Raw genomic sequence first — 23,024 nt, forward strand, 5'->3', positions numbered from 1 at the left:
ATCCCTATGACTTTTAAAGGTTGATTTATCCCTATCTAGTTTTATATATTCAAAATTTTTAACGAAGATTAACACAGTCTTCGTTTTTTTCACTATAAAATTAGTTAGAAGTTAGATTCATTATAATATTACATAGAGACAAAGTGCTAATCATCTAGAAATGTGCTCCAAAGTATTTTGTTTTTAAACACACCTTTAATTACTGTTGTATCGTTTCAAAAGACACAGTAGAAATTACTGTAGAACAGAAAAGAATCAACAATCCATTGTTGGAGAATCATAACGCGATCATCAAATTATTTACCAAAACAGCCAACAGGTATTTCAACTGGTATGGATTCAGAAACAGATGCATGTTAGTCTTCGAAAAAAGTATCGATTTTGAAATCGACAATAATACTTTCAACTGCTAAAAAAAAGAACTCAGACAACTAAAAGTTGTCCGAGCCCAATCAACTATAAACAGTTTTGGGGTATATGCTTCCCATTGAAATCTTGGATAGCAATTCATCTAACCTCTTCAAATTTATCGTACCAAACCTAATAGTTCTTAACGATTAATATTCTAATTTTTTAACCTTTTCCCAAGTAAATTGAGGATCACCAAAGTGTCCGTAGCATGATGTTTTGTGGTAAACTGGCTTTCTTAAATCCAACTCAGAAATGATGTTTCCTACTTCGAAATTGAAGTTTTTCTTAACGATTTCCAATAATTTTTCATCGTCAAATTTACCTGTTCCAAAAGTGTCTACACATAAAGATACAGGTTGTGCCTTACCAATTGCGTATGCAACTTCAACTTCACAACGACGAGCTAATCCGTTCGCAACAATGTTTTTAGCTACATAACGAGAGTAGTAAGCAGCACTACGGTCTACTTTTGTAGGGTCTTTACTAGAGAAGCATCCTCCTCCAATACGTCCACGTCCACCATATGTGTCACATACGATTTTACGTCCTGTCGTTCCAGAATCTCCCCATGATCCACCTACAACAAAGCTTCCAGATGGATTAATGAAGTACTTAGTATTTTCATCTAAGTATTTTTCATCGATACAAGGTTTGATAACTTCATTCATAATCAATTCTTTGATTTCTTCTTGCGTAATATCTTTTGAGTGTTGTGTAGAAACTACGATTGTATCAATACGTTTGATTTCATCATTTTCATATTCAACTGATACCTGTGTTTTTCCATCTGGCTTTAATAAATCTGGATGTTCTCTTCTAACTTTAGTCAATTGACGAGCTAAAAGATGCGCATAATAGATTGTTAGTGGCATATACTCATCATTTTCATCACAAGCATATCCAAACATAATACCTTGGTCACCAGCACAAACTTCATCACGATTTACTGCATTGTGAATTTCAGGACTTTGTTGGTTAACAACAGTATGTACATGATATTCTTCTGTATATCCAATACGTTTGATTTCATTTAATGCGATTGTTTCATAATCCAATTCTGCTTTTGTATTACATTCACCATAGATCAATACAAAATCATCTTTAATTGTACATTCAACAGCCATATTTGAATATGGATCTTGAGCTAATGCAGCATCTACGATCGCATCGGCAATTTGGTCACAAATTTTATCTGGATGACCTTCAGTAACACTTTCACTTGTAAAAATATAGTCTTTCATTTTGTCTCCTCTTCTTTCTTATCCAAAAAAAAACATACTTTAAGAAGTATGTTACAAATCTCTATACTTCTTATCGCTGTTAGCAGGACCACCTTAACATATTGCCAGGTTGGCGTGAAGTCAACGAGCTAACTCTCTACTTCAACTCTGGATAATTTTTTTACGCATAAAGATTAAAACATGAAACCACAAATAATGCAAGAAATTCATCCATATAATTATACATATCTTCATATATGTACTTTAAAACACAAAAATGGCTAAATTATATAGCCATTTCTTTCTAATACCCTAATACTTCATCCACTAAAATCACATGAATACGATCTGGTTCCATGCTGTTTCTTGTGATGACTAATTGATCACAAATGCAGCCTTCAGCTAAACAATTTGCACAACTACCTGTCAATTGACAAGGTCTGTTTCCATTAAAACGCTGACTATTAATTGGTGCAGCCACGTTTCTTACGCGAGAAATTGCACTCTCTACATCTTTTGTCACCTTATTCATACCTACAATCATAATAACATGTCTAGGCCCAAAACATAAACATGACACACGATTACAATGCCCATCCATATTGACTAAAATTCCATCTTCTGTCATAGCATTCGTACTCATTAAATAATAGTCTGCATAAAAACAGTCTCTTTCTAATTTATACTTTTCTTCAGCATCTTTTGCCTGATCACGATCGATAACTTTAAAATTTCTTTTATACAGCTCTTCCTTGATTCCTATTTTATTTAAAGTATCTGAACCTCCCCAACCTACACTTGTATCTGGTTTCATAATTTCAAATGCCAAATCTACAGCTTCTTGTTTCGAATGCACATAATACCCATTCATATGTCTATTTTTTAAGCCTTGAATCACTTTTTTAGATAATAAATCATTTCGTTTTGTGATCATTCTTTACACCTCAATCCATTCTATTCTATTTACTACAATTGATGTTGGACGATCTTTCTTGCCTTGAATCAAACAAATTCGATCTTTTTGGATGTTTTCTTTTTGTTGCTCATACAAACGAGGCATGATAACCGCATCCATTTTACCAGCTTCATCCTCTACACTCATAAAGCACATCCAATCGCCTTTCTTTGTCTTATGCGTTCTAAAAGATGCGACACGCACTAAAATATTCATATATCCATCTCTATTTACTGCATTCAATAATGGAATGCAATTAGGATATTTATGTACACGTAAAGATTGTACAGGATGCTCACTTACATAAAAGCCATACACATATTGTTCTTTTTGTGCCTTTTGAATTGGATTTTCTTTGATTCTTTGAATACCCGGACGAGACACAATACTAAAGTCAAAGCGCAAATCGTTTGGATCTTCAATCCGTACAATATTTACATAATCCATGAGTTTTCTTAAATTCTCATTTAAAGTGGCTCGATTATACCCAAAACAATCCAACGCTCCTCCATCAATTAAGATACGAATTGTAGATTCATTGATTTTATACATACTTGCCTTGGCCAAAAAATCAAATAAATCTGTATAAGGTACATGTTCAATAATTGTTGGATAAATCGTCTTTCCTACACCCTTTAAGACTTGTAACGGCATACGAATTGAATTTTGTTCAATCGTATAGAAAGCCTTTGAATGATTAATATCGCATCCATTCACAACGATGTTTCTTCTTTTACATTCATAAATATATTGTGATGTTTTTATACCTGAACCAATCACACTATTTAATAAACTCTGATAAAAGTACAAAGGATAATTTGCCTTTAAATAAGCCATTTGATAAGCGACCAAACTATAAGCATAACTGTGTGATTTATTAAATCCATAACCCGCAAATTGTTCCATTATAGAAAATATCTCATTGGAAACAGAATCTTTGATACGATTCTTTCGTGCACCTAAAATAAATTGTTCCTTTAAATTCTGCATAACATCCAATTTCTTTTTCGACATTGCCTTACGAAGTGTATCGGCTTGCGCCAAACTAAATCCACCAATTACTTGGGCTGTCTGCATAACTTGTTCTTGGTAGATCATGATTCCGTAGGTTTCCTTTAAGATAGGCTCTAGTAAAGGATGTGGATATACAACTTTTGAAGGATCCTTCTTTCTTTCAATATATGTATTAATATGTTGCATCGCTCCAGGACGATATAAAGCTAATACGACACTGATATCCTCAAATTTGTTGGGTTGTATCTTTTGAAGTAGAGACGTAATTCCACTAGACTCCAATTGAAATACACCCAATGTATTTCCAAGTGATAATAATTGATAAGTTTTCGCATCCTTTAAATTGATTTTCATCATGTCTAAAGAAATATGTTTCTGTTCTTTTAGATTTGTGACAATTTCATGAATCGTCGTTAAATTACGAATCCCCAAAAAATCCATTTTGATTAATCCAAGATTTTCCAAATACTCGGCTGTAAATTGTGTAGCTTGAATTTCACCATCTACACTAACAAGTGGACAAACATTCACAATGGGTTGATTAGAAAGTACAATTCCTGCCGCATGTAAAGAGGTATGTCGCGGTAAACCTTCTAATTTGAGACATGTTTGAAATAAATCAATCAGCTTTTTATCTGAATCAATACGTTTTCTAAATAAAGCATTTTCGTTATAAGCCTGTATTAGAGTACTTTTGGGCGTATTCTTTAACATTTTTGAAAGCTCATCCACAACTCTTGCAGGAATATTCATTACACGTCCTACATCACGAATAGCTTGTCTTGCTTGTAATGTATTAAATGTCACAATATGACTAACATGTTCATGCCCATATAATTCACGAACATATTGAATCACTTCATCTCTTCGATCATCTGGAAAATCAGTATCAATATCTGGCATAGAAATACGTGATGGATTTAAAAATCTTTCAAACAACAAATTATTTTGAATCGGATCAATATGTGTAATACCTAGACAATACGCAACTAAAGATCCTGCTGCACTACCACGTCCTGGCCCTACAAATATGTCTTTACTTCTAGCATAACGAATAAAGTCCCAGACAATCAAAAAGTAATCAGTAAATCCCATATTGATAATGACATTTAATTCATATTCTAAACGCTTAATGTATTTAATGTCTACTTTTCCATTCAATCGTTTTTCCAAACCCTTTTTACAAAGTTTAATTAAATAATCTCTTGAGTCAATGTGAAGTTTGTTTTCAAACGAAGGAAGCTTTGATTTTTGAAATGCCATTTGAACATTGCACATTCTTGCGATTTCTTCCGTAGTCTCTAAATCACTTTCATCATATAATTGTTCCATTTCTTGTGGGCTTCTTAAATATCTTTGAAATTGTACATCTAAACCTTGATTTTCAATATTTGTTTGTTTGGCGATAGCTCTTAATACCTGCAATGATTTTACATCTTCACTATTCTCATACAAAATACGAGATAATGCCACTCTTTTACAATCTAATTGTTTTAAGATTCGATTATCCGCCCTTTTTTTCCCTGAATCATTCATTGCTATAGAAACATAGAAATCAGAAAAAGAATTTTTACAAAATTCTACAAATGCACTTAACTTTTCTAAATCCTGATGTTCAATATATGCACTGAATGTATCTTTTCCATCACTTGATGTAAGTACTACACAATCCTTGGCATACTTTATAACTTCATCAAACATTACAGTATCTTTAATAATTGAACTTAATCGATATAAATTCTGTAATCCATTATCATTTTTAGCTAAGAGAATAAAATGAAATAAGTCCTCTTTATATATGGAATCCACTTCTAAACCAATAATTGGATGAACATTATGTTTTTTACACAGTTGATAGAACTCCATAGTTCCATACATCACATTATGATCTGTCAAACAAACATGGTTGTATCCTAATTGCTTTTGGTGAAGAATCATATTTTCTAAACGAATAGGTGATTCAAGTAAAGAGTATGAACTCCTCATATGTAAATGAACCATGAAATCCCGCCTTTCTATTGTAGATATTATATCACAAGAAAAAGAGATAGCTGCCTAAGCTACCTCTCTGTTCGATAAAATTTCAATAATTTGATTTACTTGATCATGAGTTAAGTTTTTGATTCCGCTTGCACATTCGTGACCGCCACCGCCAAATTCCATGGCCACATCACGAATTGGGATATTTCTTGATCTTAAAGATGCACTGTAGTGAATTCGATCTTCCATGCGTGTAAATAAAGCCCACATTTCAACACAATCAATACCGGCTAAACAATAGACTTTATCTTTGGCATCTGTAAAGCTTAGACCATATTCTTCATAATCTTCACATTCTAAAATCGAATAAAGAAATTTATTATTAAGTATTGTATGATTTCGTACAACCGTTTCATATCTGTAATCTTCAATTGATTTAGAAAAGTTGAGTTGTTCAACTTTAGTAACATCTACACCTTGCTCAAATAAATATTTTGCGGCATCAAATGTAGCTGGACGAACATTATTTGTTGTAAAACGAATGTTGTCTGCCGTCAATCCTAAATATAACATTAATGCACTTTCTACAGGAATATTCACTTTATTTTTTTGAAGATATAAAGCTAATAATTCACAAGTAGCGCTTGCCTTATCGTCGATCCATTCTTCATCACAAATGGTTTCTACTTGTACATGATGATCAATACGAATCGATTTTTCTGCCAACTGATAACGCTCATCATCAATGCGTGCTGCATTGGAAGTATCTAAAACAATGGCTAAACTTGAACGAATAATTTCATCATCTACTTCATCCATTTCTACATTGTTTCTTTGTGATACAGGACAGTTACTTCCCAAACAATAGATTTTCTTATCTGGGTAGGTACTTTCTAAATAGTACTTTAAGCCAAATTGAGATCCAATCGCATCCATATCGGCAAAAACATGGCGGAAGATTGTGATTGTATTAAAATCTTTTATACTCGCAAAAATATCATTAGGCATTAGCCATCAAATCCTTGTAGGCATCGCGTGCGATAACTAATTCTTCATTTGTTGGTAATAACCATACTTGCATTTTTGATTCCGGTGCACTTAATAATTTTTCAACACCACGAACACCATCATTGTCTTCTGGTTTTACTACAACACCAAATGCAGATAATCCATCACAAATTCTTTGGCGCATTGCACAATCATTTTCACCGATACCACCGGCAAAAACAATCGCATCAGCACCACCCATTAATCCGTAGTATCCTGATACAACTTCAACAATACGGTTAACGTAAACATTTTGTGTTAAGATTGCACGTGGATTTCCTTCTTTGACAGCTGCTTCAATGTCACGGCCATCACTAGAGATTCCACTTACACCTAACATACCCGATTTTTTGTTCATGATTGTATCCATTTCATCTGGTGTATATCCATATTTATTTTCTAAGAATGGAACGATTGCAGGGTCAATATCTCCACAACGAGTACCCATCATGATTCCTCCAAGAGGTGTAAATCCCATTGATGTCTTATATGATTTACCATTTTTAACAGCTGTGATACTTGCACCATTTCCTAAATGACAAGTGATGATATTCATTTCTTCTTGTGTTTTTCCTTGAAGTTCAGCCAAACGTTTTGTCAAATATTCATGACTTGTTCCATGAGCACCATAACGACGTACTTTATCGTTTGTATAATATTCATAAGGAAGTGGGAAGATATAGTTTTCTTCTGGCATACTTTGGTGGAATGCTGTATCAAATACGAAAGTGTGTTTACATTCTGGTAAAGCATCTCTAAATGAGCGGTATCCAACTAATGCTGCTGGGTTGTGTAATGGAGCTAATGCACATAATTCTTCTACTTTAGCTTCTACATCTGCATCTACAGGAACAGAATGAGAGAAATATTCACCACCATGAACAACACGGTGTCCAATCGCTTTGATATCTTCTAAGCTATTGACAACTTTGTGTTCGATCAAAGCTTCCATTAATTTTTTAACAGCTACTGCATGATCTTTGATATCTAAGATTTCCTCAATTTTTTCTCCGTTGGCTTTCATTCCAAAAATAGAATCGCTCAAACCAATGCGCTCAACATTTCCTTGTGCTAGAACTTCTTCTTCTGGCATCTTGAATACTTGGAACTTCAAAGATGAACTTCCTGCGTTTACACTCATAACAATCGACATTTTTTTGATCCTCCTAAAAAATTTCTTTTAATATTTCGATTTGTTCAACATCCTCATGTTGTAAAATCCATGCATCTAATAATTTTTTCTTAGCGACATATCCAATCGCTGCTTCATATTTTTCCAGTAATTTCGTAGCTCGATGAACCGAATCCATCGCAGCTGCACGAGAAATCTCTAGTTCCTCACTTATTTCAGTATAAGAGAAATCTTCTTCATAGTAAAGAGATAAAATCTCTCTTTGACGTTTAGTCAACAAGTCTCCATATACATCGAATAAATCATTCGCATCTAATTTTGAAATCATTATTCTTCTATACCTTTTGTGATGCCCATCAAGAATGCATTAATATCAAAAGGCCTTAAATCAGCAGGCTTTTCTCCTAAACCTAAGAAGCGAACTGGTAAATGTAATAAATCACGAATTGCAAGTACCACACCACCCTTGGCAGTTCCATCCATCTTCGTTAAAACAATACCTGTTACATCTGTAGCTTCTAAGAATACTTTTGCCTGTGAAATGCCATTTTGTCCTGTAGTTGCATCTAAAACTAACCAGACTTCTTGTGGAGCACCTTCAATTTCTCTTTGTACAACACGATGCATTTTACTTAATTCATTCATTAAGTTTGTTTTATTTTGTAGACGACCTGCTGTATCGCAAATCAGTATATCCACATCATTTTCTTTTGCATAGCGACAAGCGTCTACAAGTACAGAACTTGGATCTTGGTTCATTTTCCCTTTAATACAAGGTACACCTAGTCGTGTAGCCCATGTATCAATTTGATCAATAGCTCCTGCACGGAATGTATCTGCTGCTGCAACAGCTACTTTCTTACCTTGTTCTTTATAATATTGAATCAATTTTGCGCTAGTAGTTGTCTTACCACTACCATTTACACCAACCATTAATATTACAGTTGGACCATCTTCATTCATTTTAATTGGATCATCGCTTGATTCATCATAAAAATCATAAAGAATAGATACTAAATAATCTAACATTGAATCATATTCTTTAACATGTTTCCCATTGGATTCAAACGCATCCACAATTTTTTGTGCTGTATGAATACCCACATCACTTTCAAGCAGAATAACCATGATTTGTTCTAATAAATCATCATCAATTCCATGAAAGTTATTGGATAAAGCACGCATACGATCTCCAAAACTTTTTTTTGAACGATCAAGACCCGATAAATATTTATCTTTGTCTTCGCTTTTCACAAAAGCTTCTTTAATTTTCGAAAAGACCGACATTACTTTTCCTCCTTAGCTATATGTACAGCATCTTTTAATTGCACTTTTAATACTTTACTAACACCATCTTTTTGCATCGTAACACCATATAGAGTATCACACTGTTCCATCGTTCCTGGTCTATGTGTTACTGCAATAAATTGAGATTGACCACGATAATGCGATAGATAACGTGCAAAACGCTCAACGTTTGCCTGGTCTAATGCTGCTTCAACCTCATCAAAGATACATAATGGCATTGTTCTAGCTTTTAATATCGCAAACAATACACTGATCGCAATCAATGCTTTTTCTCCACCAGAGAATGTTTGAATATTTTTAACCATCTTTCCAGGAGGCTGAACATCAATATCAATTCCCGTATTTAACACGTCATCTGGATCTACCATAGAAAGACTAGCGCGTCCTCCACCAAACATAGCTTTAAATACGCCATCTAATTCAGCGTTGATCTTATTAAACATCTCTGTGAATTGACTGATCATTGTTTTATCCATTTCATCAATGGCCGCTAAAATTTGTTGACTTGCCTTTTCTAAATCCTCTTTTTGACTTGTCATAAAATCAAATCGTTCTTTGACTTCTTTATATTCATTTGGCGCATCTAAATTTACATTTCCTAAACGAGAAATAGCTTGACGAAGCTGAATAACTTCTTCTTTAGCACTTTCGATTTCGACATCTTCCTTTTTCGTTAATGCGTATTCATATGTCATTTCGTAATCTGTGCTTAAACGGTTCAATGCATTTTCCAATTGTGTTTTAACCTTCACAATTTCCATTTCATAATTATGAATCTGCGATTGTTTTAAATTCATTTCTCTTCGAACCAGTCGAATTTGGTTTTCAAGTTGTTCAGCTTCATTCCCCTTATCAAAACGTGACTGACGCAAGCTTTGAATTTCTAAAGACAATGAATCTAATACAGCATGCATCTTGGACATTTGAACGACTAAATCGTCCTGTGCTAATTCTTTACTATCTTCAATATCTACACCTAATTCTTGATATTCTGCAAGAATAGAATCGTATTTAGCTTTTTTTGTTGCATAAATATTTTCTAGCTTTGCCAATTCAATCTGTAAAGTAACGATTGTTTCATTTTCTTTTTGAAGTTTTTGTGTAAGAATTTCTGTTTCATTTAAACAACTATCTGTCGTAATCTTTTGACCTTCAATTTTTGAATTAATGGTATCTAATTCTTGGCGCATTGTAACAGGTGTACTTTGATTTTTCGTCACACCACCTGTCATACTACCACCTGTATGAACAATATCTCCATCTAAAGTAACAATTTTATATGCATAGCGTAATCGTTTTGCGGTTTCATTCGCATTTTGTAGTGTATCTACAACGATGACATTGCCTAATAATCTTTCTTTTACTGGATCAAAGATTTCTTTACAGTCCACACATTCACTCGCAAATCCTAAAAATCCAGGACTCGTAGAAGCAATTGTGATAATTTGCTCATTCATTTTTCTAGGATGACATACACTTAACGGTAAAAATGTAGCACGTCCACTACGATTTCTTTTTAAGAATGAAATCGCATTTCTTGCGTCTGCCTCATTTTTAGTAATAATTTGATAAATACTTCCACCTAAGGCAGCATTGACTGCCAATGCTTTATCTGCATGCGCAATCAATAATTCACTAACAACTCCATAAACTCCGGATAAAGAATTTTTAGCCTGCATAACCGAGCGTACACCTTGCTGGTGTGCAAAAGGTTGTTTCATCATATTTTCTAATACTTGTCGACGATTTTGAAGTTGTGTCAAGATACTATTTGCCTGATCCGATTCATAACGTGCTTTAGAGATCTTCATTTTTAGATCATTCACTATATTTCGGCGGTTATTTAAATCTTGTTGCGCCTGCATTAAACGTTGATGACGATCCTGATATTCAAATCGTGCTTCTTCTAACATTGCCTGAATTTCTTTTTGACGAGCCTTTTTATCAGCCACCTTCAACATATATTTACGCTTTTCATCTTGTTCGATCTTACGTCTTTCAAGCTGATAGTTTTCTTCCATCGCCTTTGTATATTTTCCTTGCAACTCATTGATTTGTTTATCAAGAGCATACATTTCTTTTCGAATACTTTCTAAACGAGTTTCTTGCTTTAATAATTCTGCATTTTCAGATGTATGCATAGCTTGAATATCAAACAATTCTTTATTAATTTGATTGATTTTCTCATTGTATTGATCAATATCTTCTACAAGTACACTAATTTCAATTTTTGATAATTTTTCTCTTAAAGAAATATATTTTTCTGCTTTTTTTGCTTGTTTTTCCAAAGGACCAATTTGTCTTTCAAGCTCATCTAGAATGTCCTGCAAACGATCTAGATTTTCTTTTGTTTGCTCTAATTTTGACAATGAGACCTTTTTTCTCTTTTTATATTTGGCGACACCCGCTGCTTCTTCAAACAAAGAACGCCTGTCTTCTGGTTTAGCATCCGCAAAAGAAGAAATATTTCCCTGTGTAATAATACTTAAGGAATCTTTACCTAAACCAGTATCCATAACTAAATCATTAATATCTTTTAGTCGACATGGGGTTTTATTTATAAAATAACTTGCTTCATTATTTGCGCGAAGTATTTGTCGTGTAATTTCGATTTCATCAAAATCCGAATCAAAAACACGTGTTGAATTGTCAAATACCAATGTAACGCGTGCCATATTTACAGGTTTTCTATATTCACTTCCCGAGAAGATAATATCTGACATATTCGTTCCGGAACGAAGTGATTTTACACTCTGTTCACCTAACACCCAACGAATAGCGTCATTCACATTACTTTTACCACATCCGTTTGGTCCAACTATACCTGTAATATCTTGATCAAATTGAATCACTGTTTTGTCCGCAAAGCTTTTAAAGCCTTGTAATTCAATACGTTTTAAAAACATCAAGACCCTCCACTCTAACTAGTGTATTATACCAAAAAATGCACACAAAATATATCTAGTATCTATTTCTAGATTGTATATCATTTATTATTATGTTATAGTGTGTATATGAACAAGAAAGATAGTATGCGGTATGTTTATCCACTTTGTTTTGGTGAAGAAGTAGGAAACTGTATTACACATGGAGTTATGGGACTTCTAATTCTGTTCTCATTGCCATACTACAGTATTCGCGCTTATATAAGGGGTGGAATTGTAGAGACACTTGGAACAGCCATATTTTTGATTTGTCTACTATTTATGTTTGCAGGTTCTTGTCTTTACCACGGCATGCCACACGAAACAACACACAAGTATGTATTTAGAAAGCTAGATCATATTATGATCTTATTAGCGATTGCCGGTACCTATACGCCTATTTGTTTAAAGCTTATGAATAATTGGAAAGGATATACTATATTGGCTATTGAATGGGTTATGGTAATTGTGGGTATCTTATTAAAATCAATTGCGACAAAAGCATATCCAAAATTATCGATGACAATTTATATGGTTATGGGATGGTTAGCTGTCTTTATTTTGCCAACATTGATTAAAGAAACACGACCAATTTTCACTATTTTGATTGCCCTAGGTGGTGCAATGTATACAATTGGAACTTTCTTTTATTCAAAACCACAAAAAAGATATTTCCATTTTATATGGCACATTTTCATTATCTTAGCAAGTATTTGTCACTTGTTAGCTATCTTATATTTTATGTAATAATAAAAAACCTATATCTTGGAAATATACTTTCCGAAATATAGGTTCTTTTTTTAAAACATTCTAAGTATATCGTTGTATGTAGCGTATACAAAGAGAATCATTAACAGTACAAAACTTGCCAAAATAATATTTTCCACAATTTTGGCAGATACTTTTCGTCCGAGCAATTTTTCAATCAATAATATCAAAATTCTTCCACCATCTAAGGCAGGAATTGGAAGAGCATTAAAGATACCAATATTTAATGAGATCATCGCAAATAGACTAAAATACATATCCAAACCATATTGTACTGATTTACTAGTTACATTTAATATACCGACAGGACCCGATAAATTTTCTAATCCTTGTCCATGAACAATCATATTTAAAGACTTAAATGTAGTTGTTGCACTATCCCAAGTATTTTGACATCCAACCCATAATGATTGATACCATGGAATTTTTTTAGCATACGCAATAGCTTTATAACCTAATGTGTAACCTTCCATATCTTTATCATAAGATGGAGTTAATGTCGTTTCGAATGTTGTACCATCTCTTTTTACAGTTAATGTGAGTGTATCATGATGATATTGTATAAACTCTAATATTTCATATTGTGTTTTAGGTTTGACACTATTCCCATCTTCATTTTTTACTTTTAAGATATGATCATCTTTTTCAAGTCCAGCCTTTTGAGCAACGGAATTCTCTTCAACAACATATACAATAGGCTTAGCTTCCTCCACTACATATCCTTGTACTAGAGCAACACCCATATATATGATCCATGCTAGAAGTATATTCATCACAATTCCTGCAATCATAATGCAGACTTGCTTCCATTTTGCGATACCATTTAATCGTCTATTTTCAGGTATATCTTTTAACCAGCTATCTACTTCACTTTGTGTGCCATCTTCTTCTCCAGCCATCATAACATAACCACCAAAAGGAATGGCACGAATTGATAAAGCTGTTTCTTTTCCTTGTTTTTGATACAGGCATGGGCCCATACCAATAGAAAATTCTTTACAGAATACACCAAAATGTTTAGCAACTAAAAAATGTCCTAATTCATGTAAAATGACAATCACACTTAGCATTAGAATAAATGCGATTAATCCAATAACAAAATCCATTAAAATCCCCCTTAGAGAATGATTGTATATAAAACGCTAAACAACATGATATTTATCAAGAGTGAATCAACACGATCTAAAACTCCACCATGTCCAGGTAAAAGATTTGAAAAGTCTTTTACCGCAAAATGACGTTTTATAGCACTAAAACATAAATCACCTAGTTCTGCTGTAACTGGACACAATAAGCATAGGAATGTGTTCAATACTGGATTCAAATTTGAAATATAGCTAAAACTTACCGCTAAGCTTAATATAAAGCCAAATACAATACCTCCTACAAAACCTTCCCAACTTTTTTTAGGAGAAATTCTAGGATTCATCTTATGCTTTCCAATAGCTCGTCCAACAAAATAAGCTCCTGTATCACTACCGTAAGTTGAAAATACAATTGTCCATAAATACTGGTGTACACCTGAAATTTGTCCTACTGCATGGTAGACAAGTGAAAAAATAGTTATGTATGAGATACACACAAAGGCATTCATGATTGAAAAATTCTCAACAAATACAACTAAACTCCACAAGAATACAACAACAATCGTAACAACAACAAAAAAGTATTTGTCAGGTAAGACTCTTGTTAGTATGACAGCCAATGCACTTAATGGCATTACATATTTTGGCCAACTTTTAAAATCAGGTTGAATATGCATCCATTCATATGCACCAGCGCATACAATAAACAAAGCTAACGCTTCTAGCCAATATCCTCCTAGCGCAACAGGCAGAGCAACAACAAGAATAATACCTATAGCGGTAATAATTCTTTGTTTCATGATGTCAAGCCTCCAAATCTTCGATCTCTTGAGGCAAATTCATCTAAGCAATCTTTTAATGCTTTTTCATCAAAATCTGGCCATGCGACTGGTGTAAAAATTAATTCAGCATATGCAAGTTGCCATAACAAATAATTTGATATACGTAATTCGCCACTTGTACGGATCATCAAATCTATATCTTCTGCAACAAATAAATATTTAGAAAACTCCTCTTCGGTTAAATCATTTGAACGCTTTCCTTGAACAACTTCGTCAGCATATTTTTTCATACCTAAAAGCATTTCCCTTCGAGAACCATAATTAATGGCTAAGCATAATTCTAAACCAGTATTATTCTTTGACATATTTACAGCTTTATTGATTACATCTTGTGTTGCTTGTGGGAATTTTTCTAACTCACCAGCAAACGTAACGCGAATGTTCTTTTCCATCAATTCATTAATAAATTTATTAAAGAATAGGCCTGGCAATTTACATAAATAAGAAACTTCATCTTCAGGTCTTTTCCAATTTTCTGTTGAAAAAGCGTATAAAATTAGCTTTTGAATCCCCATATCTTGTGCAGCTAAAGCTACAGTACGAATTGTATCTGCACCCTTTTTATGTCCTGCTGTTCTTGGTAAGCCTCTTTGTTTGGCCCAACGACCATTACCATCCATGATTATAGCTACTGTTTTTGGTGCCATATAAACCTCCTTTTTAAAAAAGTCCAAATCAAGTTTGGACTTAGACATTTAAAATTTCTTTTTTCTTTGTTTCAGTAATTGAATCAACATCTTTAATGTATTTATCTGTTAATTTTTGTGATTCTTCTAAAGTTTGTTTCTTTTCATCTTCAGGAAGTTCTTTATCTTTTTTAATTGCATCATTAGCATCACGACGTACATTACGGATAGCTACTTTAGCTTCTTCACCATATTTTTGAGCATCTTTAGCTAACTCTTTACGGCGATCTTCAGTTAATTGTGGAACTTGAATACGAATCACATCTGCTTCAGCTTGTGGATTTAATCCTAAATTAGCTGCTTGAATTGCATGTGCAATGCCTTTAACAATTGAACGATCGTAAGGTTTAACAACTAATTGAGTTCCTTCTACTACTGAGATTTGAGCAATTTGATTAATTGGAGTCATTGCTCCATAATATTCGACCTGTACACGTTCTAACATTTGTCCACTAGCGCGTCCTGTACGGATTTGACGAAGATTTGATTCTAAATTATCAATAGCCCCCATCATTTTTTCTTCTGCATTTAATAAAATATCACTCATGTTTTCTTCTCCTTATTTCTTTTTTGTGATTGTAGTACCGTTTACTTCACGGCGCACAGCTTTAACAATATTACCTGGTTCATTCATATTGAATACTACTAAATCAATATCATTATCCATGCACATACTAATAGCTGTTGAGTCCATAACTTGTAGGCCCTTGTTTAATACGTCCATATAGTTTAGTGTATCATATTTCTTTGCGTCTGGATTTTTCTTAGGATCTGAATCATAAACTCCATCAACTCCATTTTTAGCCATTAAGATAACATCAGCATTAATTTCAGATGCACGTAGTGCTGCTGTCGTATCCGTTGAGAAGTATGGAGAACCTGTTCCAGCTCCAAAAATAACGATTCTTCCTTTTTCTAAGTGACGCAATGCACGTCTTAAAATGAATGGTTCAGCAACTTTTTGCATTTCAACAGCTGTTTGAACTCGAGTTTGAACTCCTTCTTGTTCTAAAGCATTTTGAACAGCTAAAGCATTGATTACTGTACCTAACATTCCCATATAATCAGCTTGAGCACGATTCATTCCCATTTCAGCCATCATTTTACCACGAATAAAGTTTCCACCACCGACAACGATTGCAAGTTCAACACCTAATGTTTGAACTTCTTTTAACTCTTTTGCTAATCTTTTTAAGATTTCCGGATCAAAAGCAGATTCAGGGCTAGATAGCGCTTCTCCACTTAATTTTAATAAAACACGTTTATACATAATATTGCTCCTTATTGAATTATCATAACAATTATACACTATCTTTTCGCAAAGAAAAAGAAAAACCCTTGGAATTTCCAAGGGTTAAAAGCATAATTTAAATTACTTAGCCATTTGAGCAGCAACTTCTTCAGCAAAGTTTTCTTCGCGTTTTTCGATACCTTCACCTGTTTGGAAACGTACGAAAGTTACTACTTCAGCTTTGTTGTCTTTCAAGAATTGAGAAACCTTAGTTTTTGGTTCTAAGAAATATTCTTGATCTAATAAGCATTGGTCTTTAAAGTGTTTGTCAACTTTTCCTTTTAAGATTCCTACCAATACTTTTTCTGGCTTGCTAGCCATGTTAGGATCAGCCTTCATCATTTGTAATTGAAGTTCACGTTCGTGTTCAACTTCTTCACTTGGTACTTCAGCTTGAGATACATATTTTGGAGCCATACTTGCAACTTGCATTGCTAAGTTTTTAGCTACTGTAGCATCTTCAGTTCCTTTTAAAACTACAACTGCGGAAATTGATCCACCCATGTGCATGTAAGAACCGAAAATTTCATCATCAGTTTTTTCAACAACAGCAACACGACGGAAAGAAATTTTTTCTCCGATAGTAGCAGTAGCGTTAATAATTAAATCATTGATAGTTCCTTCTGCAGTTTGGATGTTTAAAGCTTCTTCAGTTGAAGCAGGTTTGTTTGCAAGAATTGCTTCTTGTAAAGTATTCATCAAACCTAAGAATTGTTCATTTTTACTTACGAAGTCTGTTTCTGAGTTAACTTCGAATAATACAGCAGTGTTTCCACTAACAGCAACACGAGTTAAACCTTCAGCAGCGATACGTCCTTCTTTTTTAGCAGATTTTGCGATTCCTTTTTCACGTAACCAGTCAACAGCTTTTGCAATGTCACCTTCACATTCAGTTAAGGCTTTTTTGCAATCCATCATACCAGCACCTGTTTTTTCACGTAATTCTTTTACTTGAGCAGCAGTGATAGCCATTTTAGCATCCTCCTATATTTTTAATTATTCAGCAGCTTTTGCTTCTTCAGCCTTAGCAGCTGGTTTTACGTCATCACCTTTTTTGTTGAAAGGACGACGGTTTTTACGTTCGAAGTTACGTTTTCTACGTTCTTCATTTCTTTGACGACGACGGCGTTCGTTTTCAGCGATTTGTGCTTCAACATTTTTGATTACGTCTTCCATAGTTACATCATCTTCAGTTTCATCTAAGTAAGCCATTTCTAATAGACCACCCTTAGCATCAACGATAGCATCAGCTAAGATTGTTGTAACTAATTTAATTGAGCGAACTGCATCATCATTAGAAGCGATTGGATAATCAGCGTCTTCTGGATCACAGTTAGTATCTAACATAGCGAATACAGGAATTCCTAATTTTTTAGCTTCAGCGATAGCATTGTGTTCTTCTTTTGGATCAATAACAACTAATGCATCTGGAAGTTTCTTCATTTCTTTGATTCCACCTAAAGAACCTTCCAATTTAGCTTTTTCTTTACGTAAGTTAGCTTGTTCTTTCTTAGTATAAACTTCGATTTTTCCACTAGCTTCCATTTCTTCAATTTCAACTAAACGTTTAATACGTTTTTGGATTGTACGGAAGTTTGTTAATAAACCACCTAACCAACGTTTGTTAACATAGAATGATCCTGAACGTAAAGCTTGTTCTTCAACAACTTCAGCAGCTTGTTTCTTTGTTCCTACGAACAATACTTTTCCTCCACGTTCACTAATTGCTTTTAATTCATTGTAAGCAGCTTCGATTTGTGCTTGTGTTTGGTTTAAATCTACGATATAAACCCCGTTACGACTTGTGTAGATGAATGGTTTCATCTTTGGGTTCCAACGGCGAGTCTGGTGACCAAAGTGAACACCGTTCTCTAACATTTTCTTCATTGATACGATTGACATAATAGTCCTACCTTTCCGTTTCTCCTCCATCATTTCAGACGTATGCAACACCTTAGTGCACGGGCACACGAATCCATGATGTGTGTAATTAGCGCAATCACGCGCTTTTACATTATAGCAATAACCTTTTTAACTTGCAAGATATTATTTTTCAAAAGGATGTGCTTTTTTATAAGCTTTCACTAACTGTGCAGTTGTGACATGCGTATAAATTTGTGTTGTTGATAAAGATGAATGTCCTAATAATTCTTGAACAACTCGTATATCCGCTCCATTATCTAATAAATGTGTTGCAAAACTGTGTCTCAGCATATGTGGGTGTAATTTCATATGCATACCGATTTTTTTAGCATGCTTATCCATTAAATATTGAATACCTCTAGAAGTAAGTGACTTTCCTTTTAAATTTACAAACACGTGATTATCTATAGAATATTTAGCCCAAAAATGATTTTTATAGTCGCTCAATTCTTTTTCAAAGCCTTTGTAAAATGGAACAATACGGTCTTTATCACCTTTACCACGAATATGTACAATGCGATTCATCAAATCGATTTGTTTCCATTCAAGATTCACGCATTCACTTACACGCAAGCCACACGCATACATCATCGTAAATAATATGCGATCTCGATATTCATCATCTTTTGAATCATTGTATGAATTCAAAAATTCTTGAATTTCTTCCACAAACAAAAAATCAGGTATTTGTTTAGATTTTTTTGGAGTTTGAATTCCAATCAATGGGTTCTCGATAATTCCCATATACTCCGCTAAATACGCATAGAAAGAACGATATACACTCATTTTACGTGCAATCGAACTTGATTTTAAATGATTCAATGTAGCTAGATAATTCATAAAAGTCAATCTATCACATGATTCAAAAGAATCAATAGATTGACTTAATAAATATTCTTTATATTGGTTCAAATCATGTTTGTACGATTCGATAGTTTTATCAGATTGCGTATTCTTACGATATATGTATTTTAGAAAACGATCAATCAATTCATCCATTGACTTGTTCCTTGATTTCTTGAATACGAGAAAGTGCCTGAGCGGCAAACTTTTCTTTACGCTCATGCTTCTTGCATTTTTCATTTAAGTGCATTATGCCAAAGTTTGCATTCATTGGCTGGAAGTGTTTTGGATCACAATGCGTAATATAGTAAGCTTGTGAACCCATCACACATGTATTTCCAAAACAAATTGGTTCCTTATTCTGCATATACAACGCCATATTGATTCCAGCAATCAATCCGGATGCACAAGATTCAACATAACCTTCAACTCCCGTTAATTGTCCTGCAAAAAATAAGTCGTCACGTTTTTTTGATTGATACGTTTCTTTTAATACAATTGGACTTGATAAATATGAATTTCGATGCATAACACCATAACGAGTGATTTTTAAATTTTCCAATCCAGGAATCAAAGAGAAAACTCTTCTTTGTTCAGGCCAAGTTAAATGTGTCTGGAAGCCAACAATATTGTACATGCTTGCAGCTACATTATCTTGGCGTAATTGAACAACGGCAACAGGATGGGAATCTTTATCTTTTTCAAGTCCAACCGGTTTTAGCGGACCAAACAACATAGTCTTTTTTCCTCGACGAGCCATTTCCTCGATTGGCATACACCCTTCAAAATAGGTTTCTTTTTCGAAATCGTGCAAATTCACACATTCGGCATGAACAAGTGCATCATAGAATGTTTCAAATTCATCCGCATTCATTGGACAGTTAATATAACTTGCTTCCCCTTTGTCATAACGAGATTTATAATATGCTTTACTAAAATCAATAGAATCCTTTTCAATGATTGGTGCTGCTGCATCGTAAAAATGAAATGTATCTTCTGCAGTAAAATCATGAATGGCTTTAGCTAAAGAATCACTAGTTAATGGTCCTGTTGCGATAATGCACGGTCCTTCAGGTAAAGATGTGAATTCTTCAGTAACAACTTCTACCAAAGGATGATTTTTGATTGTATCTGTAATATATTGAGAAAATGTTTCTCGATCTACAGCAAGTGCACTTCCTGCAGGGACTGCATGCATATCAGCTGATTTCATAATTAAAGAATCCAACTGACGTAATTCTTCTTTTAGGATTCCTACCGCATTATTCATCGCATTTGAGCGAAGTGAATTTGAGCATACCAACTCAGCAAATCGATCTGTATGAAAAGCTGGGCTTTCCTTTTTAGGGCGCATTTCAATTAATCGAACAGGAATATTTCTTTTAACGAGCTGCCACGTAGCCTCACATCCGGCCAACCCTGCTCCTACAACCGTAACTTGTTCCATTATTTATCTTCCTCTGTTTTCTTAGATTCTTTTTTAATATAGTGACATTTTGGATAGTTTGAACATCCTATAAAAGTAGTCCCGAAACGTGATTTTCTTCTAACTAGTTCATGACCACATTCTGGACACATTTCTCCTGTTGGTTCAGGTTTTGCCTTCTTTTTCAAGGACTCAATGGTTTTACATTCAGGATAATTCGAACATGCCCAAAATTGACCGTAACGTCCTCTTTTAATAACCATTTTAGCACCGCAGTTCGGACAGATTTTTTCTTCTTTGGCCTCTTCTGGAAGTTCTTCTTCGTTATTTTCTGTATAGCGACAAGTTGGGAAATTGATACATGAAATAAATTTACCAAAACGTCCATTACGATATACAAGTTCTCCACCACATTCTGGGCATGTGCGACCTACACGTTCCAATTCCTTCTTTGGCATTTTTTCATAGGCATCCTCCACCAAAGGTGCAAATTTATCATAGAATTTATGCATATAAGAGATTGAATCTTCATTCCCTTCAGCAATATCATCTAATGTTTTTTCCATGTCCGCTGTATATTCTACATTGATAACACTTGAAAAATACTGTTGAAGCTTCTCATTTGTCAAAATACCTTGGTCACTAGGGAAAAAGACTTTTGTTTTTGAAGTTTCACTTGCCTTTTCTAATGAGGCATAACCACGTTTCTGTAATGTATCAATAATGGTCGCATATGTACTTGGTCTACCAATTGACTTTTCTTCAAGATCTTTAATCAAGCGTGCTTCTGTATAACGTGCTGGTGGTTCTGTAAAGTGCTGCTTTGAAGTTGGAGTTACATTTTTTAAAACTTCATTTTCTTCCAACTTAGGAAGTAAAGCATCACTTTGTTTTTCATATTTAGAATAGACTTTGTAGTAACCATCAAAAGTCATAGTTTGCCCACTTGCACTAAATTCTAAATCGTTGTTTGTGATTTTAACACTTGTCACATCATAAACAGCATCTTTCATTAAGGATGCTAAAGTACGCGCATAAATCAATGAATATAAACGATATTGATCATTCGTTAAATGATCTTTGATTGATTCTGGTGTACGTTTGATATTTGTAGGTCGAATGGCTTCATGCGCATCCTGCGTATTTTTACCATTCTTTTGATGTACATGCCCAACATATTCTTTACCATATGTATTTGTGATAAATTCCTTGGCATCTGAAACGAAAATATCAGATAAACGTGTTGAATCTGAACGCATATACGTGATCAAACCTTCCATATTTCCGCCTAGATCAATACCTTCATACATTTTTTGTGCAACACTCATTGTCTTTTTTGCACCAAAACCTAATTTTGTACTTGCTTCCTGCTGCATTGTAGAAGTTGTAAATGGAAGCTTTGGCTGTTTTTTCTTCTGCTTTTTAGAAATTGATGAAACGATATATTCTCCATTGCATCTTTCTAATAATGCCTTAGCTTCATCTTCATTTTTGATTTTAGGCTTTTTACCTTCAACCTTCACTAAATCCGCTTCAAATGCTTTATTCTGCTTTTTACATTGTGCATGAATCGTCCAATACTCTTCTTGCTTAAACGACTTGATTTCATTTTCACGATCGACAATCAATTTCAACGCTACAGATTGCACACGACCGGCTGATTTAGATTGAATTTTATTTTGTAATAATTTACTCAATTTAAATCCAATTATACGATCTAGCATACGACGTGTTTCTTGTGACTTCACTAGATCCATATCAATTTTTCGTGGTTCTTTTATGGCTTCAAGAATAGCAGGCTTTGTGATTTCATGGAATACAATACGATTATTGTCTTCTATGTTTAAATCTAAAACACGAGCTAAATGCCATGCTATAGCTTCCCCTTCACGATCCGGGTCACTTGCAAGATAAATATCTTTTGCTTTAGAAGCATATTCTTTTAACTCTTTTACAACTTCCTTTTTCTCTTTACTAATTTTATATTTAGGTTCAAAATCATGATCAACATCAATTCCTAAACCTTCTTTTCCGCTTGTTGCCAAATCACATACATGGCCTTTGCTGGAAACAACTCTGTATTCTTTTCCTAAATATTTTTCAATCGTCTTCGATTTAGAAGGCGACTCCACTATAACTAAATGTTTTTTCATTTGTTTCCCCCATATT

19 protein-coding genes are annotated in these 23,024 nt (G+C 34.0%); 1 reads left to right on the forward strand and 18 read right to left on the reverse strand.

Going from position 1 to position 23,024, the window contains the following annotated elements:
• Positions 1–557: 557 nt before the first annotated feature.
• The 8 genes from metK to Q3907_RS05775 form a co-directional block, all read right to left on the reverse strand.
• Positions 558–1,652: a methionine adenosyltransferase gene (gene metK / locus Q3907_RS05740; protein ID WP_118356928.1), complete on the reverse strand. Its 1,095-nt coding sequence runs from the start codon at positions 1,650–1,652 to the stop codon at positions 558–560.
• A 283-nt stretch (positions 1,653–1,935) separates the two neighbouring features.
• The gene (locus Q3907_RS05745) at positions 1,936–2,565 is read right to left on the reverse strand and encodes a lactate utilization protein (protein WP_301897634.1); all 630 of its coding nucleotides are present in this window, start codon (positions 2,563–2,565) and stop codon (positions 1,936–1,938) included.
• Between the two features lie 3 nt (positions 2,566–2,568).
• Positions 2,569–5,586, reverse strand: a complete 3,018-nt coding sequence (locus Q3907_RS05750) for a DNA polymerase III subunit alpha (RefSeq protein ID WP_301897635.1) — start codon at positions 5,584–5,586, stop codon at positions 2,569–2,571.
• A 69-nt stretch (positions 5,587–5,655) separates the two neighbouring features.
• Positions 5,656–6,588, reverse strand: a complete 933-nt coding sequence (locus Q3907_RS05755) for a bifunctional oligoribonuclease/PAP phosphatase NrnA (RefSeq protein WP_301897636.1) — start codon at positions 6,586–6,588, stop codon at positions 5,656–5,658.
• Complete coding sequence (locus Q3907_RS05760) at positions 6,581–7,780, reverse strand: acetate/propionate family kinase (protein WP_301897637.1); 1,200 nt, start codon at positions 7,778–7,780, stop codon at positions 6,581–6,583. The genes Q3907_RS05755 and Q3907_RS05760 overlap by 8 nt, the downstream gene beginning before the upstream one ends.
• A gap of 13 nt (positions 7,781–7,793) precedes the next feature.
• Positions 7,794–8,087, reverse strand: a complete 294-nt coding sequence (ylxM, locus tag Q3907_RS05765; RefSeq protein ID WP_003865897.1) for a YlxM family DNA-binding protein — start codon at positions 8,085–8,087, stop codon at positions 7,794–7,796.
• Entirely contained in the window at positions 8,087–9,046 is a 960-nt protein-coding gene (gene ftsY / locus Q3907_RS05770; protein ID WP_301897638.1) for a signal recognition particle-docking protein FtsY, read from the reverse strand. The genes ylxM and ftsY overlap by 1 nt, the downstream gene beginning before the upstream one ends.
• Positions 9,046–11,973, reverse strand: coding sequence for a chromosome segregation protein SMC (locus Q3907_RS05775; protein ID WP_301897639.1), 2,928 nt, complete (start codon positions 11,971–11,973; stop codon positions 9,046–9,048). The genes ftsY and Q3907_RS05775 overlap by 1 nt, the downstream gene beginning before the upstream one ends.
• Positions 11,974–12,081: 108 nt before the next feature.
• Here Q3907_RS05775 and Q3907_RS05780 point away from each other — a divergent pair, with 108 nt between their 5' ends.
• Positions 12,082–12,738, forward strand: coding sequence for a hemolysin III family protein (locus tag Q3907_RS05780; RefSeq protein WP_301897640.1), 657 nt, complete (start codon positions 12,082–12,084; stop codon positions 12,736–12,738).
• A gap of 53 nt (positions 12,739–12,791) precedes the next feature.
• Here Q3907_RS05780 and rseP read toward each other — a convergent pair whose 3' ends face one another.
• The 10 genes from rseP to topA all read right to left on the reverse strand — a co-directional run bounded on the left by rseP (position 12,792) and on the right by topA (position 23,008).
• Positions 12,792–13,865 carry an RIP metalloprotease RseP gene (gene rseP, locus Q3907_RS05785; protein ID WP_301897641.1) on the reverse strand — a complete coding sequence of 358 codons (1,074 nt, stop codon included), beginning with the start codon at positions 13,863–13,865 and terminating at the stop codon, positions 12,792–12,794.
• Positions 13,866–13,876: 11 nt separating this feature from the next.
• The gene (locus Q3907_RS05790; RefSeq protein ID WP_301897642.1) at positions 13,877–14,644 is read right to left on the reverse strand and encodes a phosphatidate cytidylyltransferase; all 768 of its coding nucleotides are present in this window, start codon (positions 14,642–14,644) and stop codon (positions 13,877–13,879) included.
• Entirely contained in the window at positions 14,641–15,333 is a 693-nt protein-coding gene (locus tag Q3907_RS05795; RefSeq protein ID WP_295644247.1) for an isoprenyl transferase, read from the reverse strand. The genes Q3907_RS05790 and Q3907_RS05795 overlap by 4 nt, the downstream gene beginning before the upstream one ends.
• Before the next feature lie 40 nt (positions 15,334–15,373).
• Positions 15,374–15,919 carry a ribosome recycling factor gene (frr, locus tag Q3907_RS05800; RefSeq protein ID WP_003865904.1) on the reverse strand — a complete coding sequence of 182 codons (546 nt, stop codon included), beginning with the start codon at positions 15,917–15,919 and terminating at the stop codon, positions 15,374–15,376.
• 12 nt (positions 15,920–15,931) lie between these two features.
• On the reverse strand, positions 15,932–16,642 hold the full coding sequence (gene pyrH / locus Q3907_RS05805; protein ID WP_295560759.1) for a UMP kinase: 711 nt from the start codon (positions 16,640–16,642) through the stop codon (positions 15,932–15,934).
• Between the two features lie 102 nt (positions 16,643–16,744).
• Positions 16,745–17,635: a translation elongation factor Ts gene (gene tsf / locus Q3907_RS05810; RefSeq protein WP_295560760.1), complete on the reverse strand. Its 891-nt coding sequence runs from the start codon at positions 17,633–17,635 to the stop codon at positions 16,745–16,747.
• A gap of 24 nt (positions 17,636–17,659) precedes the next feature.
• On the reverse strand, positions 17,660–18,565 hold the full coding sequence (gene rpsB, locus Q3907_RS05815) for a 30S ribosomal protein S2 (protein WP_278727988.1): 906 nt from the start codon (positions 18,563–18,565) through the stop codon (positions 17,660–17,662).
• A gap of 144 nt (positions 18,566–18,709) precedes the next feature.
• On the reverse strand, positions 18,710–19,585 hold the full coding sequence (gene xerA, locus Q3907_RS05820) for a site-specific tyrosine recombinase/integron integrase (RefSeq protein WP_295644252.1): 876 nt from the start codon (positions 19,583–19,585) through the stop codon (positions 18,710–18,712).
• Positions 19,578–20,876: a methylenetetrahydrofolate--tRNA-(uracil(54)-C(5))-methyltransferase (FADH(2)-oxidizing) TrmFO gene (trmFO, locus tag Q3907_RS05825; protein WP_301897643.1), complete on the reverse strand. Its 1,299-nt coding sequence runs from the start codon at positions 20,874–20,876 to the stop codon at positions 19,578–19,580. Before trmFO ends, xerA begins: the two co-directional genes overlap by 8 nt.
• Entirely contained in the window at positions 20,876–23,008 is a 2,133-nt protein-coding gene (topA, locus tag Q3907_RS05830; protein WP_295644254.1) for a type I DNA topoisomerase, read from the reverse strand. Before topA ends, trmFO begins: the two co-directional genes overlap by 1 nt.
• Between the last annotated feature and the right edge of the window lie 16 nt (positions 23,009–23,024).

Source organism: uncultured Holdemanella sp. (genome assembly GCF_958348295.1).
In the GTDB taxonomy this organism is placed as follows: Bacteria; Bacillota_I; Bacilli_A; order Erysipelotrichales; family Erysipelotrichaceae; genus Holdemanella.